Origin of the sequence: Actinoalloteichus sp. AHMU CJ021 (assembly GCF_002895405.1) — a bacterium.
In the GTDB taxonomy this organism is placed as follows: domain Bacteria; phylum Actinomycetota; class Actinomycetes; order Mycobacteriales; family Pseudonocardiaceae; genus Actinoalloteichus_B; species Actinoalloteichus_B caeruleus.
On the sequence record NZ_CP025990.1, the window covers coordinates 2621806 to 2646080 of the forward strand.

17 protein-coding genes are annotated in these 24275 nt (G+C 73.0%); 10 read left to right on the top strand and 7 right to left on the bottom strand.

Annotated features, from left to right (window positions below; all coding sequences use genetic code 11):
• The first annotated feature begins 89 nt into the window (after positions 1-89).
• Positions 90-662: a YqgE/AlgH family protein gene (locus tag C1701_RS11075; RefSeq protein WP_026417870.1), complete on the top strand. Its 573-nt coding sequence runs from the start codon at positions 90-92 to the stop codon at positions 660-662.
• Between the two features lie 78 nt (positions 663-740).
• Here C1701_RS11075 and C1701_RS11080 read toward each other — a convergent pair whose 3' ends face one another.
• Positions 741-1256: an SdpI family protein gene (locus C1701_RS11080; protein ID WP_245588711.1), complete on the bottom strand. Its 516-nt coding sequence runs from the start codon at positions 1254-1256 to the stop codon at positions 741-743.
• Positions 1257-1572: 316 nt separating this feature from the next.
• Here C1701_RS11080 and leuS point away from each other — a divergent pair, with 316 nt between their 5' ends.
• Positions 1573-4482: a leucine--tRNA ligase gene (leuS, locus tag C1701_RS11085; protein ID WP_103055885.1), complete on the top strand. Its 2910-nt coding sequence runs from the start codon at positions 1573-1575 to the stop codon at positions 4480-4482.
• Positions 4483-4718: 236 nt separating this feature from the next.
• Here leuS and C1701_RS11090 read toward each other — a convergent pair whose 3' ends face one another.
• Entirely contained in the window at positions 4719-5399 is a 681-nt protein-coding gene (locus tag C1701_RS11090) for a TetR/AcrR family transcriptional regulator (protein ID WP_248783916.1), read from the bottom strand.
• Between the two features lie 219 nt (positions 5400-5618).
• Here C1701_RS11090 and C1701_RS11095 point away from each other — a divergent pair, with 219 nt between their 5' ends.
• The gene (locus C1701_RS11095) at positions 5619-7817 is read left to right on the top strand and encodes an MMPL family transporter (RefSeq protein WP_026417873.1); all 2199 of its coding nucleotides are present in this window, start codon (positions 5619-5621) and stop codon (positions 7815-7817) included.
• Positions 7818-8155: 338 nt separating this feature from the next.
• Positions 8156-9079, top strand: a complete 924-nt coding sequence (locus C1701_RS11100) for a sugar ABC transporter substrate-binding protein (protein WP_337662228.1) — start codon at positions 8156-8158, stop codon at positions 9077-9079.
• A 111-nt stretch (positions 9080-9190) separates the two neighbouring features.
• Here the strand turns inward: C1701_RS11100 and C1701_RS11105 are convergent, their stop codons facing one another.
• The 3 genes from C1701_RS11105 to macS form a co-directional block, all read right to left on the bottom strand.
• Entirely contained in the window at positions 9191-9778 is a 588-nt protein-coding gene (locus C1701_RS11105) for a DUF1707 domain-containing protein (RefSeq protein ID WP_051713233.1), read from the bottom strand.
• Between the two features lie 244 nt (positions 9779-10022).
• A complete protein-coding gene (locus C1701_RS11110; protein WP_026417875.1) occupies positions 10023-10685 on the bottom strand; it encodes a response regulator in 663 nt (220 codons plus the stop codon).
• Entirely contained in the window at positions 10682-11842 is a 1161-nt protein-coding gene (gene macS / locus C1701_RS11115; protein ID WP_245588713.1) for a MacS family sensor histidine kinase, read from the bottom strand. Before macS ends, C1701_RS11110 begins: the two co-directional genes overlap by 4 nt.
• Positions 11843-12215: 373 nt before the next feature.
• Here macS and C1701_RS11120 point away from each other — a divergent pair, with 373 nt between their 5' ends.
• A complete protein-coding gene (locus C1701_RS11120) occupies positions 12216-13415 on the top strand; it encodes a diguanylate cyclase (RefSeq protein WP_026417877.1) in 1200 nt (399 codons plus the stop codon).
• Positions 13416-13732: 317 nt separating this feature from the next.
• Here C1701_RS11120 and C1701_RS11125 read toward each other — a convergent pair whose 3' ends face one another.
• Positions 13733-15034: an AI-2E family transporter gene (locus C1701_RS11125; protein ID WP_337662229.1), complete on the bottom strand. Its 1302-nt coding sequence runs from the start codon at positions 15032-15034 to the stop codon at positions 13733-13735.
• A 363-nt stretch (positions 15035-15397) separates the two neighbouring features.
• On the opposite strand from C1701_RS11125, the gene C1701_RS11130 reads away from it, so the two are divergent.
• Positions 15398-16429, top strand: coding sequence for a hypothetical protein (locus C1701_RS11130; protein WP_026417878.1), 1032 nt, complete (start codon positions 15398-15400; stop codon positions 16427-16429).
• Positions 16430-16664: 235 nt separating this feature from the next.
• Complete coding sequence (locus tag C1701_RS27320; protein WP_026417879.1) at positions 16665-18350, top strand: hypothetical protein; 1686 nt, start codon at positions 16665-16667, stop codon at positions 18348-18350.
• Between the two features lie 1365 nt (positions 18351-19715).
• On the opposite strand, the gene C1701_RS11140 is transcribed toward C1701_RS27320, so the two are convergent.
• Positions 19716-20633 carry a diguanylate cyclase domain-containing protein gene (locus C1701_RS11140; protein ID WP_081715276.1) on the bottom strand — a complete coding sequence of 306 codons (918 nt, stop codon included), beginning with the start codon at positions 20631-20633 and terminating at the stop codon, positions 19716-19718.
• Positions 20634-21132: 499 nt separating this feature from the next.
• On the opposite strand from C1701_RS11140, the gene C1701_RS11150 reads away from it, so the two are divergent.
• From C1701_RS11150 to C1701_RS11160, 3 genes are all read left to right on the top strand, one after another.
• Entirely contained in the window at positions 21133-22062 is a 930-nt protein-coding gene (locus tag C1701_RS11150; RefSeq protein ID WP_155886050.1) for a hypothetical protein, read from the top strand.
• A 121-nt stretch (positions 22063-22183) separates the two neighbouring features.
• Complete coding sequence (locus C1701_RS11155) at positions 22184-23074, top strand: RNA polymerase sigma-70 factor (protein WP_026417881.1); 891 nt, start codon at positions 22184-22186, stop codon at positions 23072-23074.
• Positions 23075-23148: 74 nt separating this feature from the next.
• The gene (locus C1701_RS11160; protein WP_030106388.1) at positions 23149-24261 is read left to right on the top strand and encodes an NAD(P)/FAD-dependent oxidoreductase; all 1113 of its coding nucleotides are present in this window, start codon (positions 23149-23151) and stop codon (positions 24259-24261) included.
• Positions 24262-24275 lie beyond the last annotated feature (14 nt).

Genomic DNA, 24275 nt, shown 5'->3' on the forward strand with positions numbered 1-24275 from the left:
GACGCCCGACACCGACGAGTGGGTCCGCCGGGGAAGCGGGCGGGTGGTACCGGCTGTTCGGGACGACGGCCAGGTGAAATCATGGTGGAGTGCGACCTGACGTCGAGGTTGAACCCGGCACGCTGCTGGTGGCTTCGCCCGGTCTCTCCGACCCGAACTTCCGCCGAACCGTGGTCTACGTCATCGAACACCGCGGCGAGGGAACGCTGGGCGTCGTGCTGAACCGTCCGAGCGAGACCGCGCTTCGGGACGTGCTGCCGAGTTGGGGGCCGTACGCCACCCGGCCGAGAGCGGTCTTCCTCGGGGGGCCGGTGGAGCAGAAGGTGGCGCTGTGCCTGGCGGCGCTGCGAACCGGCGTCCGGGTGTCCGAGGTCCCCGGCACGATCTCGGTGCGCAGCCCGGTGACACTGGTCGACCTCGACCACGACCCTGACACGTTCGCGGGAGTGATCCGGGGGCTCCGCGTCTTCGCCGGGTACGCCGGCTGGGAGAGCGACCAGCTGGCCGGTGAGATCGAGCGCGGTGACTGGATCGTGGTCCCCGCGCTCCCGGACGACATCCTGGCCCCACCCAACGACGACCTGTGGGGACGGGTGCTCCGGCGGCAACCGATGCCGCTGGCGCTGTTGGCCACCCACCCCTCGGACCCCCGCCGCAACTGAACGGGCCGCGCACCCGACGTCCTGGCTCGGACTGGGGAAGCACCGCATCGGCGGGGGGACGGTCGGCGGCGTCCCGCCTCAGCCCGCGGCGCCCGGGGTGGCCCTGCCACCGAGCGCGCTGGCCACGCCGCACGCGCTGTCGCCGCAGCACTGACCGGAACAGCCCAGTCGCCGACCCTGCGGCTTGGGCGCGGGAACCCGGGACGCCGCCTGGTGGCCGAGCAGGCAGCCGGCGGCGGTCAACGCCAGCCCGCCCAGCCCGCCGACCACGCCGAGGGTGACCACGGTCGCGGTGCCGGTGGCGAAGGGCACCAGGGCGCCGAGCACGGTCAACACCGCTCCGGCGACCAGCAGGGGGAGACCGGCGGCCTTGTTGCCGACCCGGAAGGCCTCGTCGCTGCGCATCGTCGCGGGTGTCTGCACACCCGCCCACGAGTTCTTCGGCAGGGCTTCCCGGAGGCCGCGCAGACCCACGAAGCCGACGGCGACGCCGGCGGCCACCATGACCAGCATCAGGAGGATGCGAGGAACGGTGATCCCCCCCGCCTCCGCCTGTGCGGCGAGAACCTGTCCTGACTCCAGCACGGTCGTCACCTGGTTGAGGGTAAGCGGCGCAGGTCAGCCACCTCCCGCTACCCCGGGATCCGGTGTTCCAGGCCACCACGCCGGACCCGTCCGAACGGCGCCGGTGCTGGCGAGGGCCGGGTGGCGGTGGGCGATCCGCTATCCTGACGACGTGAGCATGGGTCGCCTGCTCCTTACACAGCCGCGCTGAGCGTCGCGAACGCGCCAGCGCGGCCACCCCTCATGCCCTCCCGGGATGGGGGGTTTCGTGTTTTCGGGGGATGGCGCGGCCCTGGCAGGTGCCGCGGCCGGCGATCGAACGGGTGACCGGAGGGAAGGAAGAGCGATGAGTGAGGCGACTTCGGAGACCGCCGCGCGCGGGGCCGGCGGGGACGGTGACGCGCCGCCGTTCCGCTACACCCCTCGGCTGGCCGCCGAGCTGGAAGCCAGCTGGCGGGAGCACTGGGCGGCCAACGGCACGTTCCACGCGCCGAACCCGGAGGGTGACCTCGCCCCCTCGGACGGGGAGGGAGCGGTCCCGGTGGACAAGCTCTTCGTCCAGGACATGTTCCCCTACCCCTCCGGGGCCGGCCTGCACACCGGCCACCCGCTCGGGTTCATCGGCACCGACGTCTACGCCCGCTACCACCGCATGTTGGGGCGCAACGTCCTGCACACCATGGGGTTCGACGCGTTCGGCCTGCCCGCCGAGCAGTACGCGGTGCAGACGGGGCAGCACCCGAGGATCACCACCGAGCGGAACATCGAGCGGTACCTGGCCCAGATCCAGCGCCTCGGCCTGGGCCACGACGAACGCCGCCGCATCGCCACCACGGACGTCGGCTACTACCGGTGGACCCAGTGGATCTTCCTGCGGATCTTCAACTCCTGGTACGACCCGGACGGCAACGACGGTCAGGGACGGGCGCGGCACATCGACGAGCTGGTCGCCGAGTTCGAGTCGGGTGCGCGGGAGACCCCGGACGGCCGCGCCTGGGCGGAGCTGTCGGCTGGTGAGCGTCGCCGCGTCCTGAACCAGTACCGCCTGGCCTACGTCTCGGACGCGCCGGTCAACTGGTGCCCCGGGCTGGGCACGGTGCTGGCCAACGAGGAGGTGACGGCGGAGGGCCGCAGTGAGCGCGGCAACTTCCCGGTGTTCCGCCGCAACCTGCGGCAGTGGATGATGCGGATCACCGCCTACGCCGACCGGCTGGTCGACGACCTGGACCGGCTGGACTGGCCGGACAAGGTCAAGGCGATGCAGCGGAACTGGATCGGCCGTTCCCAAGGGGCCAGGGTCTCCTTCTCCGTCGACGGGGTCGGTGAGCGCATCGAGGTGTTCACGACGCGGCCGGACACGCTGTTCGGCGCGACCTACCTGGTGTTGGCTCCCGAGAACCCGCTGGTGGACGCCCTGATCGGGGCGGGGTGGCCGGCGGGGACCCCGGAGTCCTGGACGGGGGGCGCGGCCGACCCGGCCGAGGCGGTGGCGGCCTACCGGCTCACGGCCTCCCGCAAGTCGGAGCTGGAACGGCAGGAGAACCGGCGGAAGACGGGCGTGTTCACCGGCGCGTACGCCGTGAACCCGGTGACCGGTGGCCGCCTCCCGATCTTCGTCGCCGACTACGTGCTGATGGGTTACGGCACCGGCGCGATCATGGCCGTCCCCGGGCAGGACCAGCGGGACTGGGACTTCGCCTCGGCGTTCGACCTGCCGGTGGTGCGGACGGTCCAACCGCCGGAGGGCTTCGACGGTGAGGCCTACACGGGTGAGGGGCCGGCGATCAACAGCTCCCACCCGTCCTCGGTGGACCTGGACGGCCTGGAGGTCGCCGAGGCGAAGGAGCGCGTCATCTCTTGGCTCGTCGAGCGGGGGCACGGCGAGCGGACCGTGCAGTACAAGCTGCGGGACTGGCTGTTCTCCCGCCAGCGGTACTGGGGTGAGCCGTTCCCGATCGTCTACGACGAGGACGGTGAGCCGATCGCCCTGCCGGAGAGCGAACTGCCCGTCGAGCTGCCCGACGTCGACGACTACTCCCCGAAGACCTTCGACCCGGAGGACGCGGAGAGCGACCCGTTCGCCCCGCTCGGGCGTGCCGAGGAGTGGGCGGAGGTGGAGCTGGACCTCGGGGACGGGCCGAGGAAGTACCGGCGGGACACCAACACGATGCCGAACTGGGCCGGTTCCTGCTGGTACCAGCTGCGCTACATCGACCCGAACAACCAGGAGACCTTCTGCTCGCCGGTGAACGAGCGGTACTGGACCGGTCCGCGTCCCGGGGAGCACGGGGACCGGGACACCGGCGGGGTGGACCTGTACATCGGCGGGGTGGAGCACGCCGTGCTGCACCTGCTGTACAGCCGGTTCTGGCAGAAGGTGCTGTACGACCTGGGTGAGGTGTCCTCGGAGGAGCCCTACCGGCGGTTGTTCAACCAGGGCTACATCCAGGCCTACGCCTACACCGACTCGCGCGGCGTGTACGTGCCAGCCGAGGAGGTGGAGGAGCGGGACGGCCGGTACTTCTGGAAGGACCAGGAGGTCACCCAGGAGTACGGGAAGATGGGCAAGAGCCTGAAGAACTCCGTCTCCCCCGACGAGATCTGCGACGCCTACAGCGCGGACACGCTGCGGCTGTACGAGATGTCGATGGGGCCGATGGACATCTCCCGCCCCTGGGCGACCAAGGACGTCGTCGGTGCCTACCGCTTCCTCCAGCGGGTGTGGCGCAACGTCGTCGACGAGACCACGGGCGCGCCGAGGGTCACCGAGGACGCGCCGGACGACGAGACCACGCGGCTGTTGCACCGGACGGTGGCCGGGGTCCGCGAGGACTACGTGGGGCTGCGCTACAACACGGCGGCGGCGAAGCTGATCGAGTTGAACAACCACCTCACGAAGAGGTACGGCGATTCGACCGGCACGCCGCGTCAGGTGGTGGAGGCCCTGGTGCTGATGTTGGCCCCGCTCTGCCCGCATGTGGCGGAGGAGTTGTGGTCGCGGCTGGGGCATGCCGAGTCCCTGGCCCACGGCCCGTTCCCGGTCGCCGATGAGCGGTTCCTGGTCGACGAGACCGTGGAGTACCCCATCCAGGTCAACGGCAAGGTGCGGGCCAGGGTGACGGTGCCGACGGACGCCGACCGGGAGGCGGTGCGGGCGGCGGCCTTGGCCGAGGAGCGCATCCAGGCGGTGGTCGCGGGGCGTGACCCGCGCAAGGTCATCGTCGTGCCGGGGCGCCTGGTGAACATCGTCGTCTGAGCCGAGGCGCGGGCCGGTCGTTCGAGGTGGGCGACCGGCCCGCGCGCGCCAGGGCGGCGTGGTGGTCCGGTCGCTCCGCCGGTGGTTGGCGAGGCGGTCCGGTCGCCGCCTGGGCGGCCGGGCGCGACCTCGTCAGCTCGACCGACGGGTCGTCGGGGCGGAAGCGACGGGGTGGTGCGCGGACGGCACCGGCCGGGTGGGTCATCCGAGGGGGTTCGGGTGCTGCTCCGGGTCGTCTAGCGCGTCCGTGCCTGGCAGGCCCCGCCGCTGCTCGCCTCGGCGACGAGTTCGGCCAGCAGCGACTCGAACAGCAGCTCCGCGTTGGAGACGGTGAAGGGGAACCGCTGGAAGACCTCCAGCGCGACGTGACCGTAGAGCCGGCTCCACCAGCGCAGGATCAGGTACACGGCGCTGAGGGTGAGTTGCTCCTCGGTGGTCTCCACGCCCAGCTCGCCCAGTGAGGCCACCATCTCCCGCCGGTAGGCGACCAACTCGTCCCGCATCGGCTCCGGGAACGCCTCGTCGTCCGCGTGGGTCAGCTCCTCGTCCTCGAAGTCGGGCAGCCCGGCGATCACCCGCAGGAAGATCGAACCGAACTGGTCGCGGGAGGTCGGGCCGTCGGTGGGAGCGTCGGTGACGGCCTGCTGCGAGGCGAAGACGAGTTCGAACTCGGTGGGGTGCGCCAGCGCCCAGCCCCGGAAGGTCCGGCAGACGGTGAGCACGGCTCCCATCTCCTCGCCGGTGTCCGCGGCGCGCGCGCGTGCGGTGATGACCTCCGCCAGGTCGGAGCAGATCTCCTCCACCAGTCGGTGCAGCAGTTCCTCCCGGGACGGGAAGTACCGGTAGAGGGCCGGCGCGGTCATGCCGAGGTTGCGGGCTATGGCGCGCAGCGTGACGGCTTCTCGACCTTCCCGCACAAGTAGTTCCCTCGCCTGGGTGAGGATTTCCCGCTCGGTCGCGGAACGTGCGCGCCCTCGACGTGTGACCCCCGACATACCTCACCCTTCTGGGTTGTAAACACCGTTTACTCAGCCGTACCGTTGCTCGAATGGGTGAACGGCGTTAACTGAGTTTACACCGTTCACACCAGTGGATGTCGGCGCGCCGACCGTGCAAGGACTGGTGGAGGAGAACACGTGTTCGCGAGGTGGGGGGTCACGGCGTTCCGTGGCCGGTGGGCGATCCTGATCACCGTTCTGGTGATCACGGTCGCCGGAGGAGTCTGGGGAACCGGGGTCTTCGGGAAGCTGGGGCAGGGCGGTTACGAGGACCCGAACAGCGAGGCGGTGCTGGCCAGCGACCTCGCCGAGGAGGCCCTGAACGGGCAGGCCGGCGACGTCATCGTCGTGTACACCGCCCCCGCCGGGTCGGACGTCGACGACCCCGAGTTCGGGGCCCGGATCACCGACGCCCTGGATGAGCTGCCCCCCGACGCCGTCACCAGCGTCACCAGCTACTGGCAGACCATGGCCCCGCAGCTGCGCGGCGAGGACGGGCGACGCGCCCTGGCGATCGTCGGCCTGGCCGGCGAGGACGCCAACGCCAAGATGGGCTCCTACGACGAGATCAGGGACCTCCTCGACGTCGAGGGAGTGCGCGGCGACATCGCGGGCGGCATCCCGATGGAGCACTCCATCGAGGAACGCGCCCAACAGGACCTCATCCGCGCCGAGATCGTCTCCCTGCCCATCGTGCTGATCCTGCTGCTGGTGGTCTTCGGTGGCGTTGTGGCCGCCGCGCTGCCCGTGCTCGTCGGCGGCCTCGCCGTGTTCGGGTCACTCGGCCTCCTCCACCTGATCTCGCTGTTCACCAACGTCAACGTCTTCGCGGTCAACGTCGCCAGCCTGCTCGGCCTGGGGCTGGCGATCGACTACGGGCTCTTCGTCGTCGGCAGGTTCCGGGAGGAGATCGCCGCCGGGCGCTCCACCGCCGACGCGGTGCGCCGCACCATCGGCACCGCCGGCCGGACGGTCGCGTTCTCCGCCACCCTGCTGGTCATCGCGTTGGCCGGCCTGATGCTCTTCCCGCAGGAGTTCCTCAAGTCCCTCGCCTACGGCGGGATGAGCGCCGTCGGCTTCGCCGCCGTCGTGTCCCTGACCCTGCTGCCGGCCATGCTCGCCCTGCTCGGGCCGAAGGTCGACGCACTCCCCATGCCCTGGCGCAAGCGCGCCGAACGCCGGCCCAAGCGCCCGGAGCGCGACGGTTGGGGACGGCTCGCCGACCGCGTGATGCGCCGCCCCACCCTCATCGCGGTGCCGATCGTCGCGGGTCTCGTCCTGCTGGGTGCCCCGTTCCTGTCCACCCAGTTCGGTCAGCCGGACGAGCGGATCCTGCCCGAGGGCGACGCCGCCAGGGTGGCCGTCGAGACGCTCAAGGAGGACTTCCCCTTCACCTCCGGTGACGGCATCGAGATCGTCATCCAGGGTGAGGGGGACACCCCGCCGGACGAGGCCGCGATCGGCCAGTTCGTCGCCCAGGTCGACGAGGTCGGCGGTATCGAGGGCGTACAGCCCTCCGGAGCGGCCCGCGGCGTCGTCGTCCTCACCGCCCAGCCCGTCGGCGACACCTTCGGCGACGAGGCCAACCAGGCCGTGCGCGACATCCGCGCCCTCGAACCGCCGGCCGGCTCCACCCTCCTGGTCGGTGGCATGACCGCCCTGAACCTCGACAGCCTCGACGCCGTCGGTCAACAACTGCCCCTGATGGCGCTGCTCATCGTGGGCGCCACGGTCGTGCTGATGTTCCTGGCCTTCGGCTCGGTGCTGCTGCCGATCAAGGCGGTGCTGCTCAGCGTCCTCAGCCTTTCGGCCACCTTCGGCGTGCTCACCTGGGTGTTCGTCGACGGCCACGGTGCCGGCCTGCTCGGCGTGACGCCGATGCCGATGGAGGCGGGCATCATCGTGCTGATGGCCGCCGTCGTCTTCGGGCTGTCGACGGACTACGAGGTCTTCCTGCTCAGCAGGATGGTCGAGGCCCGCTCCTACGGGGCGACCACCGAGGAGGCGGTGCGGACCGGACTGGCCCGCACCGGACGCGTCATCACGGCGGCGGCGCTGCTGCTGATCGTCGTCACGGGCGCCTTCGCCTTCTCCGGACTCCAGATGATGCGCTTCATCGGCGTCGGGATGATCCTGGCGCTGGCCCTCGACGCGACCATCGTGCGGATGCTGCTCGTCCCAGCCCTGATGAAGCTGCTGGGCAACGCGGGGTGGTGGGCGCCGGGACCGCTGCGCCGCCTCCAGCAGCGCGTCGGGATCCACGAGGGCGGCGACGAGCCGGAGCCCTCGCGTGGCGGAGCGGCCGAGCGGCGCGCCGACGGCGGCGGTGCCGCCTAGCTCCCGGCCGCCCGCGAGCCACGGAGACGGGCCGGCCCGGCCACCCCCAGCGGCCGGGCCGGCCCGTCTCCGTCTATTGACGTGCCGGAGCGGCCGTCGGCTCCCGGGAACCCGTGGGAAATCCGCACCGGGTCACGGACCACGGGCCGCTCCCCCTTCCGACGTCGTCGGGTGGACGTCCGGACCCGGGCCCCGGGATCACCACCGGCGCGGGTGCCCCGGGCCGACCCCGCCAGGAGCGCCGCGCGGGGACCGTTGGGCTCCAGCCCCCGCCGGCCGGCAGCCGGCCTGTGCCACCATCAGGCGGCAGGTGTCCCGACGAGAGGGGTCGAGTTCTCGTGCGACGTACGGCGGTGGCGACCGTGGCGGTGGCCTGGGCGGTCACCGGGTGTTCCCCCGAACCCGTGGAACCGGAACCACTGCCGGGTGAGGGGCTGCGCGTCGGCTTCGTGGCGACCGGCGGGGACACCGCCACCGCGACCGCCCTCACCGAGGGAGTGCGGACCGCCGCGGCGGACACCGGCGTCGAGGTGGTGACCGCCGACGTGGGAGCCGAACCCGACCCGGGGCGGCAGGCCGAGGGGTTCGCCGACCTGCTGGCGGAGGGCGTGGACGCGGTCCTGCTCGACCCGCTGGACCCGTCGGTCCTCGCCCCCGTGCTCGACCGGGCCGCCGAGGAGGACGTCCCGGTGATCACCCTCAACCGATCGCTGGAGACGACCACCGCCGCCGTGCTCCCCGACGTCGAGCAGGCGGGGCGGGTGGCGGCGCGCGGTGTCCTGGGGACCGGCGTGATCGGCGAGGTCGCCGTGCTCCGCGGCGTGCCGGACACCACGGCCAGTCAGCAGGTCTTCACCGGTTTCGAGGAGACCCTCGCCGAGCGCGACGAGGTCACCCTGATCGCCGAGCGCGCCGCCGGGTACGACCGGGACCGGGCAGCCGAGCGCACCACCGAGCTCCTCGACGCGCATCCCTACCTGGTCGCGATCTTCGCCGAGACCGACGAGATGGCGCTCGGCGCCCTCGACGCGCTCGGGGACCGCGCCGGTCGGGACGTGCTCGTCCTGGGTTTCGGTGGCGGTGACGAGGCCCGGGCCGCCCTCGCCGAGGGGACGCTGACCGCGACGGTGACCGAACAACCAGGGGAACTGGGACGTGCGGGGGTCCGGCACGCCGTCCGCGTCCTCACCGAGGACGAGCCGGCGGAACGGGTCCTGGTGGATCACGTGTTGGTGGACCGGGAGAACGCCGCCGCCGGCTGAGCGCCCCGGGAACCGGCCCTGGCGAGGCGGACGGGGCGTCCGAGGCGGCCATCGGGGAGACCGCGGCGACGCCCTCGGGTGGTCGGTCGGCTGCCCCGGGTGCGGCCGCCCTCAGCGACGACCGAGGAGCGACCACCTGCGGCCGGGCCGTCCCGCCCGCAGGCTGCTGTGGACCAGTTCGCCCCGCAGCACGATCCGGCGCCCGAAGGCCGAGGCTGGCGCGAGGTCCCGCAGCCGGACGACGCTGTGCTTCGACGTCACCTCGTCCTGCACGGCGATGCCCTCTGGAACGGTCAGGACCAGGTGGCTGTGCCGCATCGCCACGGTGATCAGGACCGTCTCCCCCGCGAACTCGGCCTGCGTGAAGTCGAGGCGGACGACGCCGCCCTGGTTCTCCACGCGGAGCGCCGTCGGTACCCGCCAGTGGCCCTCCCGGACGAGGCTCGAGCCGTGGCTGGAGAGCGTCATCGACTCCGGCTCCTCCGCGCCGGCCCGCAGGGAGAGGCCGGGGAGGTCGACCAGGAGGGAGTTGAGGTCACCCCGCGTGCGCGCCGTCAGCGCGGAGTCGGTGCGGGTGGTGAACTCGTCGAGGTCGATCAGGCCAAGCCCGATCGCTTTCTGCAGCAGACCGACGACGTGCTGCCGTTCCGCGTCGGAGACCCGGAGGTATCTCGGTGCGACTGGATTCGTTGCCGTCACCCTCACCAGGGTAGGACACCGCCGGGGCCGGTGTGCTGGTCTTCCGGCGGAAACATGGGCGCTCGAACCCCGCCGCATCGCTCGTCGTGCCCGCGCTCCCCACCGACCACGAACCCGGGGAGCAGCTGCGCGTCCCGCCGCCAGCCGGCCGCGGTGGTCCACGAGCCCCGGGGACCTCGCCGCCCCGGAGCCCTTCTCCCCGCTCGTTCCCCGAGGCGTGCCCGTCCCGGAGTCGAGCGCGTGCCTAGTCGGGGTCGCGGTCCAGACCGTGCTCGATCGCGTACCTGGTGAGTTCGACGCGGTTGTGCAGCTGGAGCTTCCGCAACGTCGACTGCACGTGGTTCTCCACCGTCCGGTGCGAGATCACCAGCCGCCGGGCGATCTGCCGCGCCGTCAGTCCCTTCGCGACCAACCGGAGCACCTCGGTCTCCCGCTCGGTGAGCTGAGGGGCCTCCTGGCCGCTGTCCCCCGAGGCCGCCATCCGCCGGTACTCCCCCAGTACGAGCCCGGCCAGGCCGGCGGTGAAGACGGCGTCCCCCGCCGCCGTCTGCCGCACCGCCGCGACGAGTTCCTCCACGGAGGCCGACTTCACCAGGTAGCCGGACGCCCCGGCCTTCACCGCCTCCAGCACGTCGCTGTGCTCCCCGCTCGCTGAGAGCACCAGCACCCGGGTCTCCGGCAGCGCGGTCGTGATCTCCCTCGTCGCGTCCACTCCCGAGGAGGAACCCAGGTTCAGGTCCATCAGGACCACCGCCGGCCGGACGGTGCGGGCGATGCGGGCGGCGGCGTCCGCGTCCGACGCGGTCGCCAGGACCTCGAATCCCCGTTCGGTGAGGTCGCGGGCCACTCCGCCGCGCCAGATGGGGTGGTCGTCGACCACCATCACGGAAATCGGTGGGTCGGTCACCTGCTCCTCTCCTTCCCCGCCGGTTGTCGTCTTGGCACCCGCATCTCCCATTCGGTCCCCTCCCCCTCAGCCGTCTCCAGCGCCAGGCTGCCACCAAGCAGCTCCACGCGACGGCGCATGGAATGTGAAACACCCATCCGGCCCTCCACGGCGGCCGCCCCCAGCCGACCAGGTGGAATGCCCGGCCCGTCGTCGCGCACGCTGAGCACCACCTCGTCGCCGAGGTCCTCCAGCAACACCCAGGCACGCGCGGTGGGCCCCGCGTGCCGGTTGACGTTCGCCAGTGCCTCCCTGACCACCGCCAGCAGCTCCGAGGTGTCCGCCGAGGGCAGCACCACGGGCGTGGCCGGCACCGAGACGGCGACCCGGGAGGTGTTCAACAGCCGCAGCTCCCTGCCGAGGTCGGTCTCCCCGTCCACCGAGGACTCGGGAGGAGCCGTGGTCACCAGGGCGCGCAGCGCGATCTCCTGTTCCCCCGCCAGCCGGGCGAGCTCGGCGGCCTCGCCGCCCAGGTCGGCGCCACGGCGCCTGACCCGGGCGAGCACCTGGAGCACGCTGTCGTGCACCATCCGGGCCAGCCGCTCCCGCTCGGCGGTCGCGGCCTCGGTCCGCAGTGCGCGGCGCAACCGCTCGTCCGACGCGCGGGCCGTGCTCGCCGCGTTGCCCAACACGAAGCCCACCCCGACGAGCATGACCGTGTCCCTGGCGATGTCGGTGTCCACATAGCCCCGGATCAGGTAGCTCACCAGCGCGGTCAACGACCCTGCCAGCACACCGCGCAACGGCCCGCCCTGGACCGCGACCGCGACCACGGCGCCGGAGGCCCAGACCGTGGTCACCGAGGGGGTGGGCACGTCGAGTTGGTCCCTGCTCAGCACGAACAGGGACAACAGCACGAGGACGTTCGTCAGCGCCAGGTCCACGTAGGCCGCGGCGCCCCGCCACCGGGGCCCCCGCACGTACGCGTAACCGATGACGCCGGTCCACAGCACCATCACGACCAGGATCGCGGCCCCCAGGCCCTGGTTCGCGTACCCCTCCCGGTGGACGGCGAAGGCGACGACCGCGTAGGCCAGGGTGACGACACGGAGGATCACGGCGGCGATCCACAGCGGTCCGAGCAACCGCGAGTGGCGTTCACCAGTGGAAACAGTCACCGTCGCAACCTATCCGAGTGAAGCGGCTCCTGATCCGGGGCGGTGGCACGATCCCTCTCGCGGAGCAGCCGCGCCCCGCCGAGCGGACCAACGGGCGGGCTGCCCACCCGATGCCACCCACTGGTCACGAACTGATCACGGTGCGCGACGTCGATGCGACGACCGTGCGACGGGTGGCGGTTGGCCTTCTGCCCGCCGCGCGACTGTGCCAGGCTGTTTTTCCAACCGAGCGGTGTCGGACCGCAGGGGACGGAGGCGTCAGCCACCGCGACGGACATCGTCGGGCGCCAGCTGACCGGGCGCCCACGTCGGTCGCCGACGACGAGGGCCGTGCCGTGCGACGCCCGCGACCCTCAGCACGCGGGAGGACTGCTTGCGTCACTGGGAGCTGTGGTCCCTGCGGTGGAGCGCGCTCGCCTACTGGCTGGTGGTCTGGGCGGTGGCGCTGGCCGTCTGCGTCCTCGCCGTCGCCGCGTCCGGACGGCCGGAACCCGAGGAGCTGCACCGCTTCGGTGCCATCGCGTTGACCGCCGCCCTGGTCATCGTCTGCACCCGGCTGGTCGGGCGCATCCGGGGCGAGCGGGAGCGCAGCCCGTGGGCCATCCACTGCTGCTACCTCCTCGCCGGGCTGCTCACGCTACCGCTGAACCTCGTCGTCCTCCTCCTGCTCGGTCCGGCCCTGCACGGAGTCCTCGGCGCGCGTCCAGCCCCGCACCGCTGGGCCTTCACCACCGCCGCCACCGTGGTGGCCACCTTCCTCGCCCGTGCCTTCGTCGGGTGGCACGACGTCACCGCCAGCCCCAACGACATCGTCCTGGCGGGTGTCGTCCTCGTGCTCACCCGGGCGCTGCTGGTGGGTGTGGGGTTCTGGCTGCGGGACCCCTCCGCCGGGGTGGTCCCGGTCGCCGGTGACCCGATCGACATCGTGCTCGGCGTGGTCGCGGTGTGCCTGGGCGGCCTGATGGGACTCGTCGCCATGTCCCACGGGGCGGCCTACGCGCTGCTGGTCGGCCCGCCGATGGCCCTGCTGGACCAGGTCGGTCGACTCCCGCACTGGCGGCGGTCCGCGCAGCACGACGCCAAGACCGGTCTGGCCAACGCCGTGCACTGGGACCGGGTGGCCAGGGACGAACTGGCCCGCGCTCGCCCGAGGAGGACCCCGGTCGCGCTCCTCCTCCTCGACATCGACCACTTCAAGCGGGTCAACGACCAGGTCGGCCACCTCGCCGGTGACGCCGCGCTCGCCGCCGTCGCGCTGCTCCTGCGCAGCAGCGTTCGCCGTGGGGACGCGGTCGGTCGTTTCGGGGGTGAGGAGTTCGTGGTGCTCCTCCAGGACGCCGGCTCCCAGGAGGCCAGGGCGGTGGCGGAGGCGCTGCGGGGCGCTGTCGCCGAACTGCGCGTCCCGGTGCCGTGCGCGGACGGCGAGTGGCGCGACCTGGACGGCATCACCATCAGCATCGGCGTCGCCACCTCGGAACGGTTCGGCTACGACCTGTCCAGCCTGCTGACGGCCGCCGACGCCGCGCTCCTCTCCGCCAAGGGCGCCGGCCGGAACCTGGTGACGATGGCCTGAGCCGGACCCGACCGGGTGGACGGGCGGACCCCCGCTGGTGCGGGGGTGGCATGGGCGGGCCGGCGCGTGGGACGAGGAGGTGACGGGTCACCGCTGCCGGATTCGGCGGGGCGCCGGGGGCCGTCCGACCGCGCACGCTCGAGGCCGGCGCGCGCACCTCCCGGACCGGCCCCGCGACCCGGCCTCGAACGGAACCCAGCCTCCTCGGCGGGCGGACCACCCCGCGCCGGGATCGCACCCCGCGACGGGATGCCAGCCGACGAGGCGGGTCACGGGTTCCGACGTGGCCGGCGGCACGGCAGGCTGGGCGCCCGGGGTCAGCTGTCCTTGCTCGCCGGGCCGCCGGACGGATCCGAACCGCCCGAGTCCTCCGAGGAGCCGGATCCGCCGGACCCACCAGCAGGACCGGACGACCCGGAACCGGAGGAACTCGGCTTGCCCCGGCGCCGCACGTTGGGCAGGACCGATCGTGCCTTCGCCGGGTTCAGCCGGCTCAGCTTGGGCAGGCTGAGCCGGGGCGCCGGCTCGTCCTCGGCCGGCCGGTTCTCGGCCTGGCGGCGCAGTGACTTGATCCCGGCGTTGAGGACGGCCACCAGCGGGACCGCGAGCAGAGCGCCGGCGATACCCGCCTGCACGACTCCGACGGTGATCGCGAGGACGACGGCGAGCGGGTGGAGTCGGACGGCCCGGCCGAGCAGCAGCGGTTGCAGGACGTGACCCTCCAGCTGCTGGACCAGCAGGACGACGCCCAGGACCAGGAGTGCCGTGACCAGGCCGTTCGCGACCAGGGCGACGAGGACCGCGACCAGACCGGACACCACGGCGCCGACGATGGGCACGAACGCGCCGAGGAAGACCAGCGCCGCGAGCGGGATCGCCAGCGGTACCTCGAGGACGACCAGGCCGATGCCGATGCCGACGGCGTCGACGATGGCCACCAGCGCGGTGGCGCGCACGTAGCCCACCAGCGACTGGAAGCCGTGCACACCCGCCAGCCGGACGCGCTCCCGGGTGGCCCCGGAGAACACCCCGGTCAGGTAGGTCCAGATCCGGGCGCCGTCGTGCAGGAAGAAGATGAGGGTGAAGAGCGCGAGCAGGAGTCCCGTGAGCAGTTCGCCGACGGTGGTGGCCGTGGAGATGGCACCGGAGGTGATCAGGTCCTGGTTGGACTGGAGCATCGTGGTGAGCTGGCCGAGGAAGTCGTCGATCTGGTCCTGCTGGAGTTGGAGCGGGCCCTCGACCAGCCAGGTCCGGATGGTCTCGATGCTGTCGACGACCTTGTCCACCAGGTCGGGGAGACCGGTGCTGAAGGCCGTGATCACGAAGGTGAGCACCCCGGCGAGGACGGCGAGCCCGCTCACCATGACCAGTGCGGTGGATACCCCGCGCGGCACCCCCCAGCGCACGAGCCGGTCGACGGCCGGCGCGAGGAGGGCGGCGAGCAGCAGGGCGATCGCCACCGGGACGACCACGACGGAGAAGGCGCCGATCAGCCAGGCCACCACCCAGACGGCGGCGGCGACCACCAGGAGACGTCCGCAGACAGCGGCCGCGACCTGGAGGGGACGTGGGACGGGGGGACCGGGGTCGACGCGCGCTTCCTGTTTCGCCTCACTCACCCCAGCTACGGTAATCGTCATGGTGGGCCGGGTGGTGCGGGTTCGCCCCGGAAGCCGCTCGCGCCACCTCCCGCTGACCGTCGTGGGTCCGCCCGCCGAGCGGGGCCGGCCGGGCCCGCGACCGCCCCTCCCGATCGGACCCGGGTGGCATCGCCCCTGGTGGAGGGCCTCGGGTGCCCCGCGGCGTCATCCGGTCCGGTGATCTTTGCGGACGGGGCTGCCATTCCGCCGATGGCTGTGAGTAACGTATGTGTCGCAGCCGGTCCACTCCGGATCGACTGAAATTCCCTGACGTCGTGCCGATTCTCGCCGCGCCGGAGAGTGACCCAGGTCATCTCCCGCCGGTAGACCTGGAGGGTCCAGTTGTCAGCCGCCGACCAGCACACGGGATCAGGAGGCCGCCGTTTCCGGCGCCTGCTGTCACGTGCCGCGCTGGCCGCCGGGGGCACGCTGGCCGCCACGGCGATCGCCTGGACCCTCGGTAGCGGCACCGCCGCCGCCGACCAGAAGGACCCCGCTCCCCGGAGCCTCGTCGGAGTTCTCCGTGAGATCCCGGCGGCGCCGCCGGTCCGCTCCGTGCTCGGCACGGTCGACGAACTGGGGGGAGCCACTCTCGGTGCTCCTCGCCGCCTCGTCGCCGGTGAGCCCGAGGGGGATTCGCCGGCGCACGCCGCTCCGGAGGAGGGCGAGCCGGCGGAGGACGGCCGGGAGAGCGCGTTGGGCCGGGTCGTCAAGCCGGTCGGTTCCGTGGTGAACCGGCTCTCCGACGCCGTGCTGCACGGCGGGCGGGACGACGCCGAGCACGACGACTCCACCGGGGCGTCCGACGGTGGGTTGCTCCCGCTGCCCATCGGCAAGGACGGCCTCGTGGGCGCGGTGCTGCCTGGCGGCGGTTCGGCCCAGGAGAACCCCGCCACGGACGCCACCGGTCCCGGCCAGGGCACGGGCGCCGAAGGTTCGGAGCAGCTCGGCGACCGCCCGGAGCAGGACCGCCCGGACGAGGACGACGACACCGACGAGGCCCGGGAGGCGGAGGACCGCCCCTCGGATTCCCGTACGAGCCGTCCCTCGACCGGTGTGGGCGTGGATCCCACGGCCCCCTGGGGCGCCACGGGCGTCCCGTCCCCCCTCGGCCACGGTGCCGAGCAGGAACACGGTGAGCAGGACACCTCCTCACCCAAGCTCCCCCGGGGTGCGTCCCACGCCCCCGCGACCCACCCGGCCCCCGCTGGTTCCTCGGCGAGCGCATCGCCGTCCGGACCGGGTGCCCTCATGCTGGGCCACGTCGTTCCGACCGTGAACGCTCAGCTCCTCTCCAGCGGCCTCGCCGTCCAGCCGATCGCGCAGGGCGTCGCCGCGGAGCAGCCGGAGCAGCCCGGCGTCACCCCCGACTGACACCTCGCGCGGATTCAGCACCCCTCCGCGGTGCGCTGGTTCTCCAGCCTGTGCGAGGTCCTTCGTGTTGAGTCCGCGAGCCACCACCCCCCGGGCAGGCGGCATCGCGCTCTGAGCGCCTTCTCCCGCCGCTGCCCCGTCGAACTGGGTGGCCGGACCACTTCCCCTCACGGTGCGCACTGGTCCGACTACCTGACCCACTCCCCCTCGGGTAAGCGAAACGGAAGGAGCCCCCATGCAGTCCTGGGCGAAGCGAGGCGTGCAGGCAGCTCTCGTCACCAGCGGCCTGCTGATCGTCGGCCAGGGCGGTGCCGCGGCGGCGGCCGAGTGCTGCCCCGACCGGCCGAGCTCTCCACTGACCGGCACGATCCCGCTGCCCCACGGTGAGAACGCCACCGAGGTGACGATGCCGCTGGGGCGGGTTACCCCGGCCGGTGCGGCGGCCGTTGGCCAGTCCACCCGGCACGTCATCGAGCCACTCACGACCGCCCCGTCTCCCACCGACGGCGCCGACGACCTCCGTCCCGACCACGACCGTGCACCCCGAAACGAAAGCAGGACGAACATGGCCATGCCCGCTGCCGACGACGCAGCGCTGAACCACTTCGACGAGAGCCAGTACAGCCAACACCAGGAGGCCGCCGAGTACTGGCGGCCCGTCGCCGACGCGGCGGCGCTGGACGGGCTCCCGGGCGGTCGGTTGTTCAGCGGGCTCTACCGCGCGCTGGCCGGTGACATCTTCGCGGGCTCCCCCGAACAGCCGGCGGACAACTCCAAGACCACGGAGCTGTCGCTCCGCGACGTGCGGGCCGCCCTCGCCGCTGACCCCCGTGGCCAGGAAGCCGGAGTGGGGGTCGAGCACTCGGAGCGGGACTCGGAGGACGTCACCACCTCCGTCCTGCCGGACGGTTCGCTGCTGACCCTCAACGGGGTGCCCACCGAGGTCATCCGGTCGGCGCTCGGGCAGGCCCACCCGGAGACCGAGGACAGGGACCCGCTGGTCGTCTGGGGCGAGCAGCTGCCCGACGCTGGCGAGCTGCCGAGGATCCCCGAGATCAGCGAGTTCGTGCGCACCAGCGCCCTGTCGAAGGCCAGCGTGCTGCCCGGGATGGGACTGCTCGCCGGGCTGGGCGACGCCACCGGAGTGGCCCTACCCGCCGCCCCGCGGGCCCGGGACGCCGGTGAGGGCACCGAGGCCGACCCCTTCGTCGACGACCGGCCCACGGTCGAGTTCCCGAGCGTCGCGGCCACCGACGCGGCGGTGCTGCCCGAGGTCGGCAGCGGTGAACTGAGCAGCGTTCCGGCCCCTGCCCTGGGCCAGTTCACCAAGGACCTCGACGCCGAGCTGTCGATCCTCGACCCGCTGCGCTCGCTGTCCTGGGGGCTGCTGCTGCCCACCGAACTCCCCGAGTTCCCGGAGATCGGCCAGCTGAACTCGGAGAACGGGCTGCCGAGCCTGTCGGACCTGACCTCGGTTGGTGTCGCGTTGCCCGCGGTGCACTCCGAGGACGAGGTGGCGGGCCGGAGCAACATCCTGCCCACCAACAAGCTCGGCCTGGACGGGCTCCCCGACCTGAACGTGGGTCGCCCGAACCTCCAGGTCGGCCAGATCTCGGGTGCTGAGCAGCTGCTGCCCGCCTCGCTGGGGAGCGCTGACCAGCCCCGGCGGACGGCTCTCGCCACGGCTCCCGCCGGCCGCAACAACGAGACCGGAGTGCGGCTGCCCGTCGCCAACACCAGCGACCTCCCCCTGCGGGGCGCGCTTGACGCCGTGCAGATCGACGCCCTCAACAACATGGACGCGGTGCGGATTCCCCCGCGTACCTCCCAGGCTCCAGCGTTGAGCACGCTGGACACCGCAGTCCTGCTGCGGAGCGTGACCGGTGACGAGGAGGGCAGCAGCCGGCTGTCCCAGAGCTGAGCCGTACTGACCGGGAAGTCGCGGTCGGTCGTGTTGGGCGGCGCCACGCGCACGCGTCGACCAGCACGGACGGTCGCCCCGGTCGGTGGTTCGGGAAGGACGGGTCGGAGGCCGTTGCCCCCGGTCTCCGACCGCACCTTCCCACCGGATCCACGCGAACGGTGATTCCGATTCCGGCGGGCCCCGAGAGCGACGCTCTCGGGGCCCGCCTCCGTCGTCCGGTGGGGAGGCGGGGATCAGCCGCGCCCGGGCGGGCCTCGCTGCCACCGGCCACCCACGGGGCTCGTCGGAGCGTCGTGGACGGGCCCGGCGACCGCCGGTGGGCTCGCCTGGGGGCCGTCCCGCCCCCATCCCCGAACTCGCCACCGGCGCCGGCGGCCCTCCGTCCGATGCGGTCGTCGTGGTGCCAGGCGGCCCACCCTCCGGCGCTGGTGGAGACGAGGGTGATGCCCCTGCACGTCGGCCGGGGGCGCGGTGGGGGTGTTCCCGGGGGGCAGGGGAGGCGAGCTGGGCGGCCTCCCCGCGCGTTGGGCGAGCGGTGCGGTGGTGGTGGTCCTCGCGGGTCCCGCCCCACGCCCGGTGCCGGGTCGAGGGTTCCCGGCGCCGCTCCTCGCGCGAACCACCCGGCCACCAGGTCCTCCAGGCCTCCCCGTGGCCACGCACCACCTGGTCGCGTCTCCTGGTGCGCCTCCGGTCGGAGCCGCAGCGCCGGCTCTTCCCGGCACCTGCGGTTAGCCCCCGTATCCGCGCTGGTCCGCCGGGGTTGGTGGAGGTCGCGGAGGGATGGGTGCCTCCCCCGGCTGGTCGGCGCCACGTCGACGACGGTTCCCGGCGCTCCGGCGGGAGCGGCGCCCCGGTCGGGCGCCGCGTTCCCGGCTCCCAGACCGGCGCGCACCCCGGCTCCGCCGCCGGAGTCCAGGGGCGGAGCGGCGACGATCCAGGAGGGACTGCCCGAACACGCGGTGTTGTCGGGAGCAGCGAGTACCGGCCGTTGGTGGGAGGCACTGTTACCAGGCGGTGCGGGCACGGGATGGTGGTGCGCGGCGGCGGACGGCCCCCCGGTCGGTGGGTACCCCGCCCTCGCTGGTGTCCCGGGGTGCAGGCGGCCCGGGGCCGCCTCGACAGGAGGCAGGGCCGCCGGCGGCCTGGGCGGTCCGGGTGTTGACCGAGGGGGTCGAACCGTTCCCCGGGCGGGCCGCGCCGCCGGCGCGGCCGGTTTCGAGCGGCTGCTCCGCCGGCGGCGAGCCGAGTCGGCTGTCCCTCGGCGGGTGGCGGGTGGAGCGGGCCCGGCTCGGTGATCGTGCCGGGGACGCGGACGTCCGCCCGGGGCACGCGACGTCGCGGTGCCCTGGAGCCGCCAGCCGGTCAGCCGCTCTCCACCTCGGGCAGCTCCAGCCGGCCCGCGAGGTGTGGCACGGGCCAGGCGTGCGGTTCCGCCCGCAGCAGTTCCTCCGCCTTCGCCATCATGGCCAACACGGATGCCGAGCCGTCCCCGGTGACCCAACAGCTCCGGAGGCGGGGCCGCAGGCGGGCGCCACCGAGCCGCGTGGGCTGGCTGACGACCTCCCGGGCCCGGAGTGCGATCGGCGCCCCGTTGCCCCGGGGGTGTTCGGCGATCACGGCGAACTCGTCACTGCCGTATCGGGCGACGGTGTGGTCGCGACGCATCCCGGTGCGGAGCCTCATCGCGATGAGGTGCAGCAGCTCGTCACCCCGCTGGAAACCGTGCCTGCTGTTGAACAGCGCGAGTTGCTGCACGTCGAGCAGGACGAGGGTGACCAGGGTCCCGTGCACGTCGGCACGGGCGAGCGCCTGTTCCAGCCGGTCGAAGAGCAGGGCGCGACCGGGGAGACCCGTGAGCGGGTCCCTGCCGACGTCCTCGCCGAGCCCGGGACTGTCCACCGGGCGCAGCAGGACCAGCAGCGCCGGGCGGCCCCGGTGGCTCACCAGGTGGTAGGTGCCGATCAGTCGCGTCTCGGGGGTGGCCCGGTGCCGGACGACCAGGGGCAGCGTCAGGGTCCCGGGGTTCCTGCGGAGCTGGGTCAGCAGTGCGGAGGTGTCCGGGAGCGGGGCTCCCGAATCGTCACGCAGCGCCCAACCCGCCGGCCTCCTCCCGTTGAGCAGCCTTTCGCGGCTCAACCCGAGCAAGGCTCCGGCGAGCTCGTTCGCGGCGATCATGTCGCCGCGTTCGTCCTCCAGCAGCACTCCCACCGGTAGTTCCGCGACGAGCTCGTCCCAGACCGTCCCGGTCCCCCGCCGTGCCGCCGTCCCCACGGCACCCATGTGGCCCCATACCTTCCGCCGAACGGAGCACTGGGGCTGAGCTTCCCCCGGAAGCACGAACAGTTCAAGCGCGCCGCTACCACTCGGAAGGGTGGGATTCTGTTGCCCCGTTGACGACGGGTAGCTGGTTCGTCGTGGGGACGTCCTCGGAAGCAGGATGGGAGTCGCGGCGTCTCCCGGTTTTGCCCAGTTCAGCCGCGACCGCGCGGGTGACGATCAGTCGATCGGGTAGCACTCTTCAACTGAAGGGCTAATCAGGCTTGCCTTGTCGGGCCGGGCCTCGCCGGAGGAGCCACGTGGCCGTCCGAGGAAGCCGAGCCCTTCGCGGTCGGCCCCGGGGGGAGGGGCCGCGCCCGGCGGCCCGGTCCGGTTCCGGCCGTGCCGTCGCCTGGGCGGACCGCGTCGGCGTGCGGGCTCGCTCGCCGGACGGCCGGGTCCTCGGAGGAACCGCGTCGAGCGGGCCGGCGTCCCACATCGTGGTGGCCCCGTGGAACGTCCGGTGAGGGGAGATGGTGTGGAGGACGAGCCGGCACTCGCCCGACTCCGGGAACTCGACGAGCGGGTGGTCGCGGTGTCCTGGCGGCACCTGACCTCGGTCGGTGCGGGCTCCCTCGCCGCGGGACTGGTGGGAACGCTGCTGGGTGTCGTGGTGGGCCTGGTCGCGGTGTTCTCCGCGCGGGACGCCGGCATGCCGACGTTGGGTCTCGTGGTGGTGGGCTGGGTGGCGCTGCTCGCCCTGGTGTGGTGGACGACGCTGCGCCCGCTGACCGCGCGGCACGGTCCGGTCGGGGCGGAGTACCGGCGGGCGGTGGCGGATCGGAACGCGGCGGAGGCCGAGCTGACGACCTGGGCGGCGCGGCCACCACGCGGCAGCGCCTCCCAGGACTGGGCGCGCATCGACGCGGTCCACGCCCGGATGGACGCGTGGTACACGCGGGCCACGTCCTTCGAGCAGCGGCATCGGGCCTCGAAGCCCGATTCGGTCCTCGTCGGGCTCGTCCTGGTGGCGCTCGTCTTCGTGCTCGTGCTCGTCTCGCTCCCCCCGAGGGGAGCGCTCGGGCTGCTGGTGGCTGGCCCACCGCTGCTGGTCGGCTGGGGTCTGGTGATGTCGGTCGCCCTCCGCCGGCTCTCCGAGGACGCCTTCGTCCGGTCCGCCCGGATCCGCGGTTGGCGTCGGGAACTGGACCACCTGGCCCGCCGGCTCCGCACCGGAGCCGGTGCGCCGGCGTGGCGGTTCCCCCGGTTCCGGGTGCAACGGCTGTGGTTCCGCCTCAAGGTCGGTCCCTCGCCCGCCGTGGTCCTGCGGTCGCTGCCCGCCGAGGGGAACCCCCTGCGCCGGTGGTTCTGGCGCTGGCTCGGCCGCTCGGCACTCGTTCCCGTCGGCGTCCTCGCGCTGCTGGTGGTTCTCGGGCTGTTCGCGAACCGGTGACCGGGCGGCGCGGGGGACGCGTCGTCGCCGGCCAGGGGCGCCGTTGGCGGACCGGGCCCGCTCCCGCACCTGGGAGCCGAAAGAACGACCGGCGCCGACCACGCCGGGTTACGATCTCCGCGTGCGGACCGGTGACCAGGACCTGGCCGTGTTCGAGGAGCAGCGCCCCCGCATCTTCGGGCTGGCCTACCGGATGCTGGGTTCGGCCACCGAAGCCGAGGACATCACGCAGGAGGTGTTCCTCCGCTGGTTCGGGGCCGATCGGGGAGCCCTCGTGTCGCCCCCGGCCTGGCTGACGCGGGTCACCACCAACCTGTGCCTGAACCAGTTGTCGGCCGCCCGGACGAGGCGGGAGCGCTACGTCGGTCCGTGGCTCCCGGAGCCCGTGCTCACCGGTGACGACGTCCCGGGGCCACCGGAGACGGCGGAACGGCGGGAGTCGGTCTCGATGGCCGTGCTGGTGGTGTTGGAACGGCTGACCCCGCCGGAACGTGCCGCCTTCGTCCTGCGTGAGGCGTTCGGCCACCCCCACCGGGAGATCGCGGAGATCATCGGTGTCAGCGAGGCGGCGTCCCGGCAGCTGCACCGCAGGGCCCGTGCTCGGCTCGCCGAGGAGCGGGGTCGGTTCGGCGCGGACGCCGACCAGCACCGCAGGGTCGTGGAGCGTTTCCTGACGGCCGCCACGGAAGGGGATGTCCGGGGGCTGGAGGAGCTCCTGGCCGAGGACGTGGTGTCCTGGTCGGACGGTGGGGGACGTACGACCGCCGCCCGCCGGCCAGTGGTGGGACGGGAGTCCGTGCTGCGGTACGTGCTCGGCCTCGCCGGGCACCGGGACGCCGCACTCCTCCACACCCGGTTCGCCGAGGTGAACGGCCAGCTCGGCGTGCTCCTGCTGCGGGGGGACGATCTCGTCGCCGTCCTGTCCCCCGACACGGACGGCCAGCGGATCACCACGCTGCGGGTGGTCGTCAACCCGGAGAAGCTGAGGTTCGTCGCCTCCCAGCTCGCGTGACGCACGTCACCGCGGCTGCTGTCACGGCGTGGTCCCCCACCTGGTCATCCCGGGTGAGGGAAAGGGGTACGACCATGACGCACCACATCGTCGTCCTGGGCGCCGGGTACGCGGGTTTGACGGCCGCTCGACGCGCCGCCCGGCTGCTGCGGGGCTCCGACGTCCGCCTGACGTTGGTCAACAGGTCCGAGCGGTTCGTTGAGCGGGTGCGACTGCACCAGCTCGCGGCGCGGGGGATTCCGCCCGGGCAGTCGTTGTTCCGTGCGCTCGCCGGGAGCGGGGTCGAGTTCGTCGTGGGCGAGGTGGCGGAGGTCGACGCCGAGGCCCGCGCGGTGACGCTGGTGGATGGCCGAGGCAGTCTCACCTACGACTCGCTCGTGTACGCGCTCGGCAGTGCCGCCGACCTCGACGCCGTGCCCGGGCTCCGCGAACACGGGTTCGCCGTGGCGGACGCGGAGGGGGCCGGGCGCCTCCGGGCCCGTCTCGACGAGCTGCCGGGTGGGGCGGTGGTGGTGGTCGTCGGCGCGGGGCCCACGGGTGTCGAGGTGGCGGCCGAACTCGCGGAGGCCAGGCCCGACCTGTCGGTCGAACTGGTGACGCGATCGGAGCTGGGGGGCGGGTTGTCCCCCGGGGCGCGACGTCACCTGCGTCGGACTTTCGCGCGGCTGGGTGTCGGGGTTCGCGAGCACCAGCGGGTCACGGCGGTCGAGCGGGACGGGGTGGTGACGGCCGAGGGGGCGCGGCTCGCGTGCACCGCCCTCGTGTGGGCCGGCGGTTTCCGGGTGCCGTCTCCCGCCGCGCGCTCGGCGCTGCGGACCGACGAACGTGGGCGCCTCGTTGTGGACGGGCGGCTGCGTTCGGTGTCGCACCCCGAGGTGTACGGAGTGGGGGACAGCGCGAGTGCGGCGACGGTGACGGGTGGGGAGACGCGGATGTCCTGCCAGGCCGCTCTACCGATGGGCCGCTACGTCGCGGTGGACCTGGCACGAACCCTGCGGGGGCGGCGGTCGGGGAGACCAGCCCGCATCCGTGACCTCGGGCTGGACGTGGCTCTCGGCCGTCGGAACGCCGTCGTCCAGCTGTTCCGGGGAGGCGGTCGCCCCGTGGGCGCCGTGCTGACGGGGCGACCCGCCGCATGGATCAAGCACAGGGTGGTTCGGGCCGCCGCGTGGCTGGCCGGGGCCTGACGACGGTCGTTCGG

Bases quoted from the DNA above. Each gene is read 5' to 3' on its own strand.
- C1701_RS27320 (WP_026417879.1), top strand. From the start codon at position 16,665: ATGCAGTCCTGGGCGAAGCGAGGCGTGCAGGCAGCTCTCGTCACCAGC.
- C1701_RS11140 (WP_081715276.1), bottom strand. From the start codon at position 20,633: ATGGGTGCCGTGGGGACGGCGGCACGGCGGGGGACCGGGACGGTCTGG.
- C1701_RS11160 (WP_030106388.1), top strand. From the start codon at position 23,149: ATGACGCACCACATCGTCGTCCTGGGCGCCGGGTACGCGGGTTTGACG.
- leuS (WP_103055885.1), top strand. From the start codon at position 1,573: ATGAGTGAGGCGACTTCGGAGACCGCCGCGCGCGGGGCCGGCGGGGAC.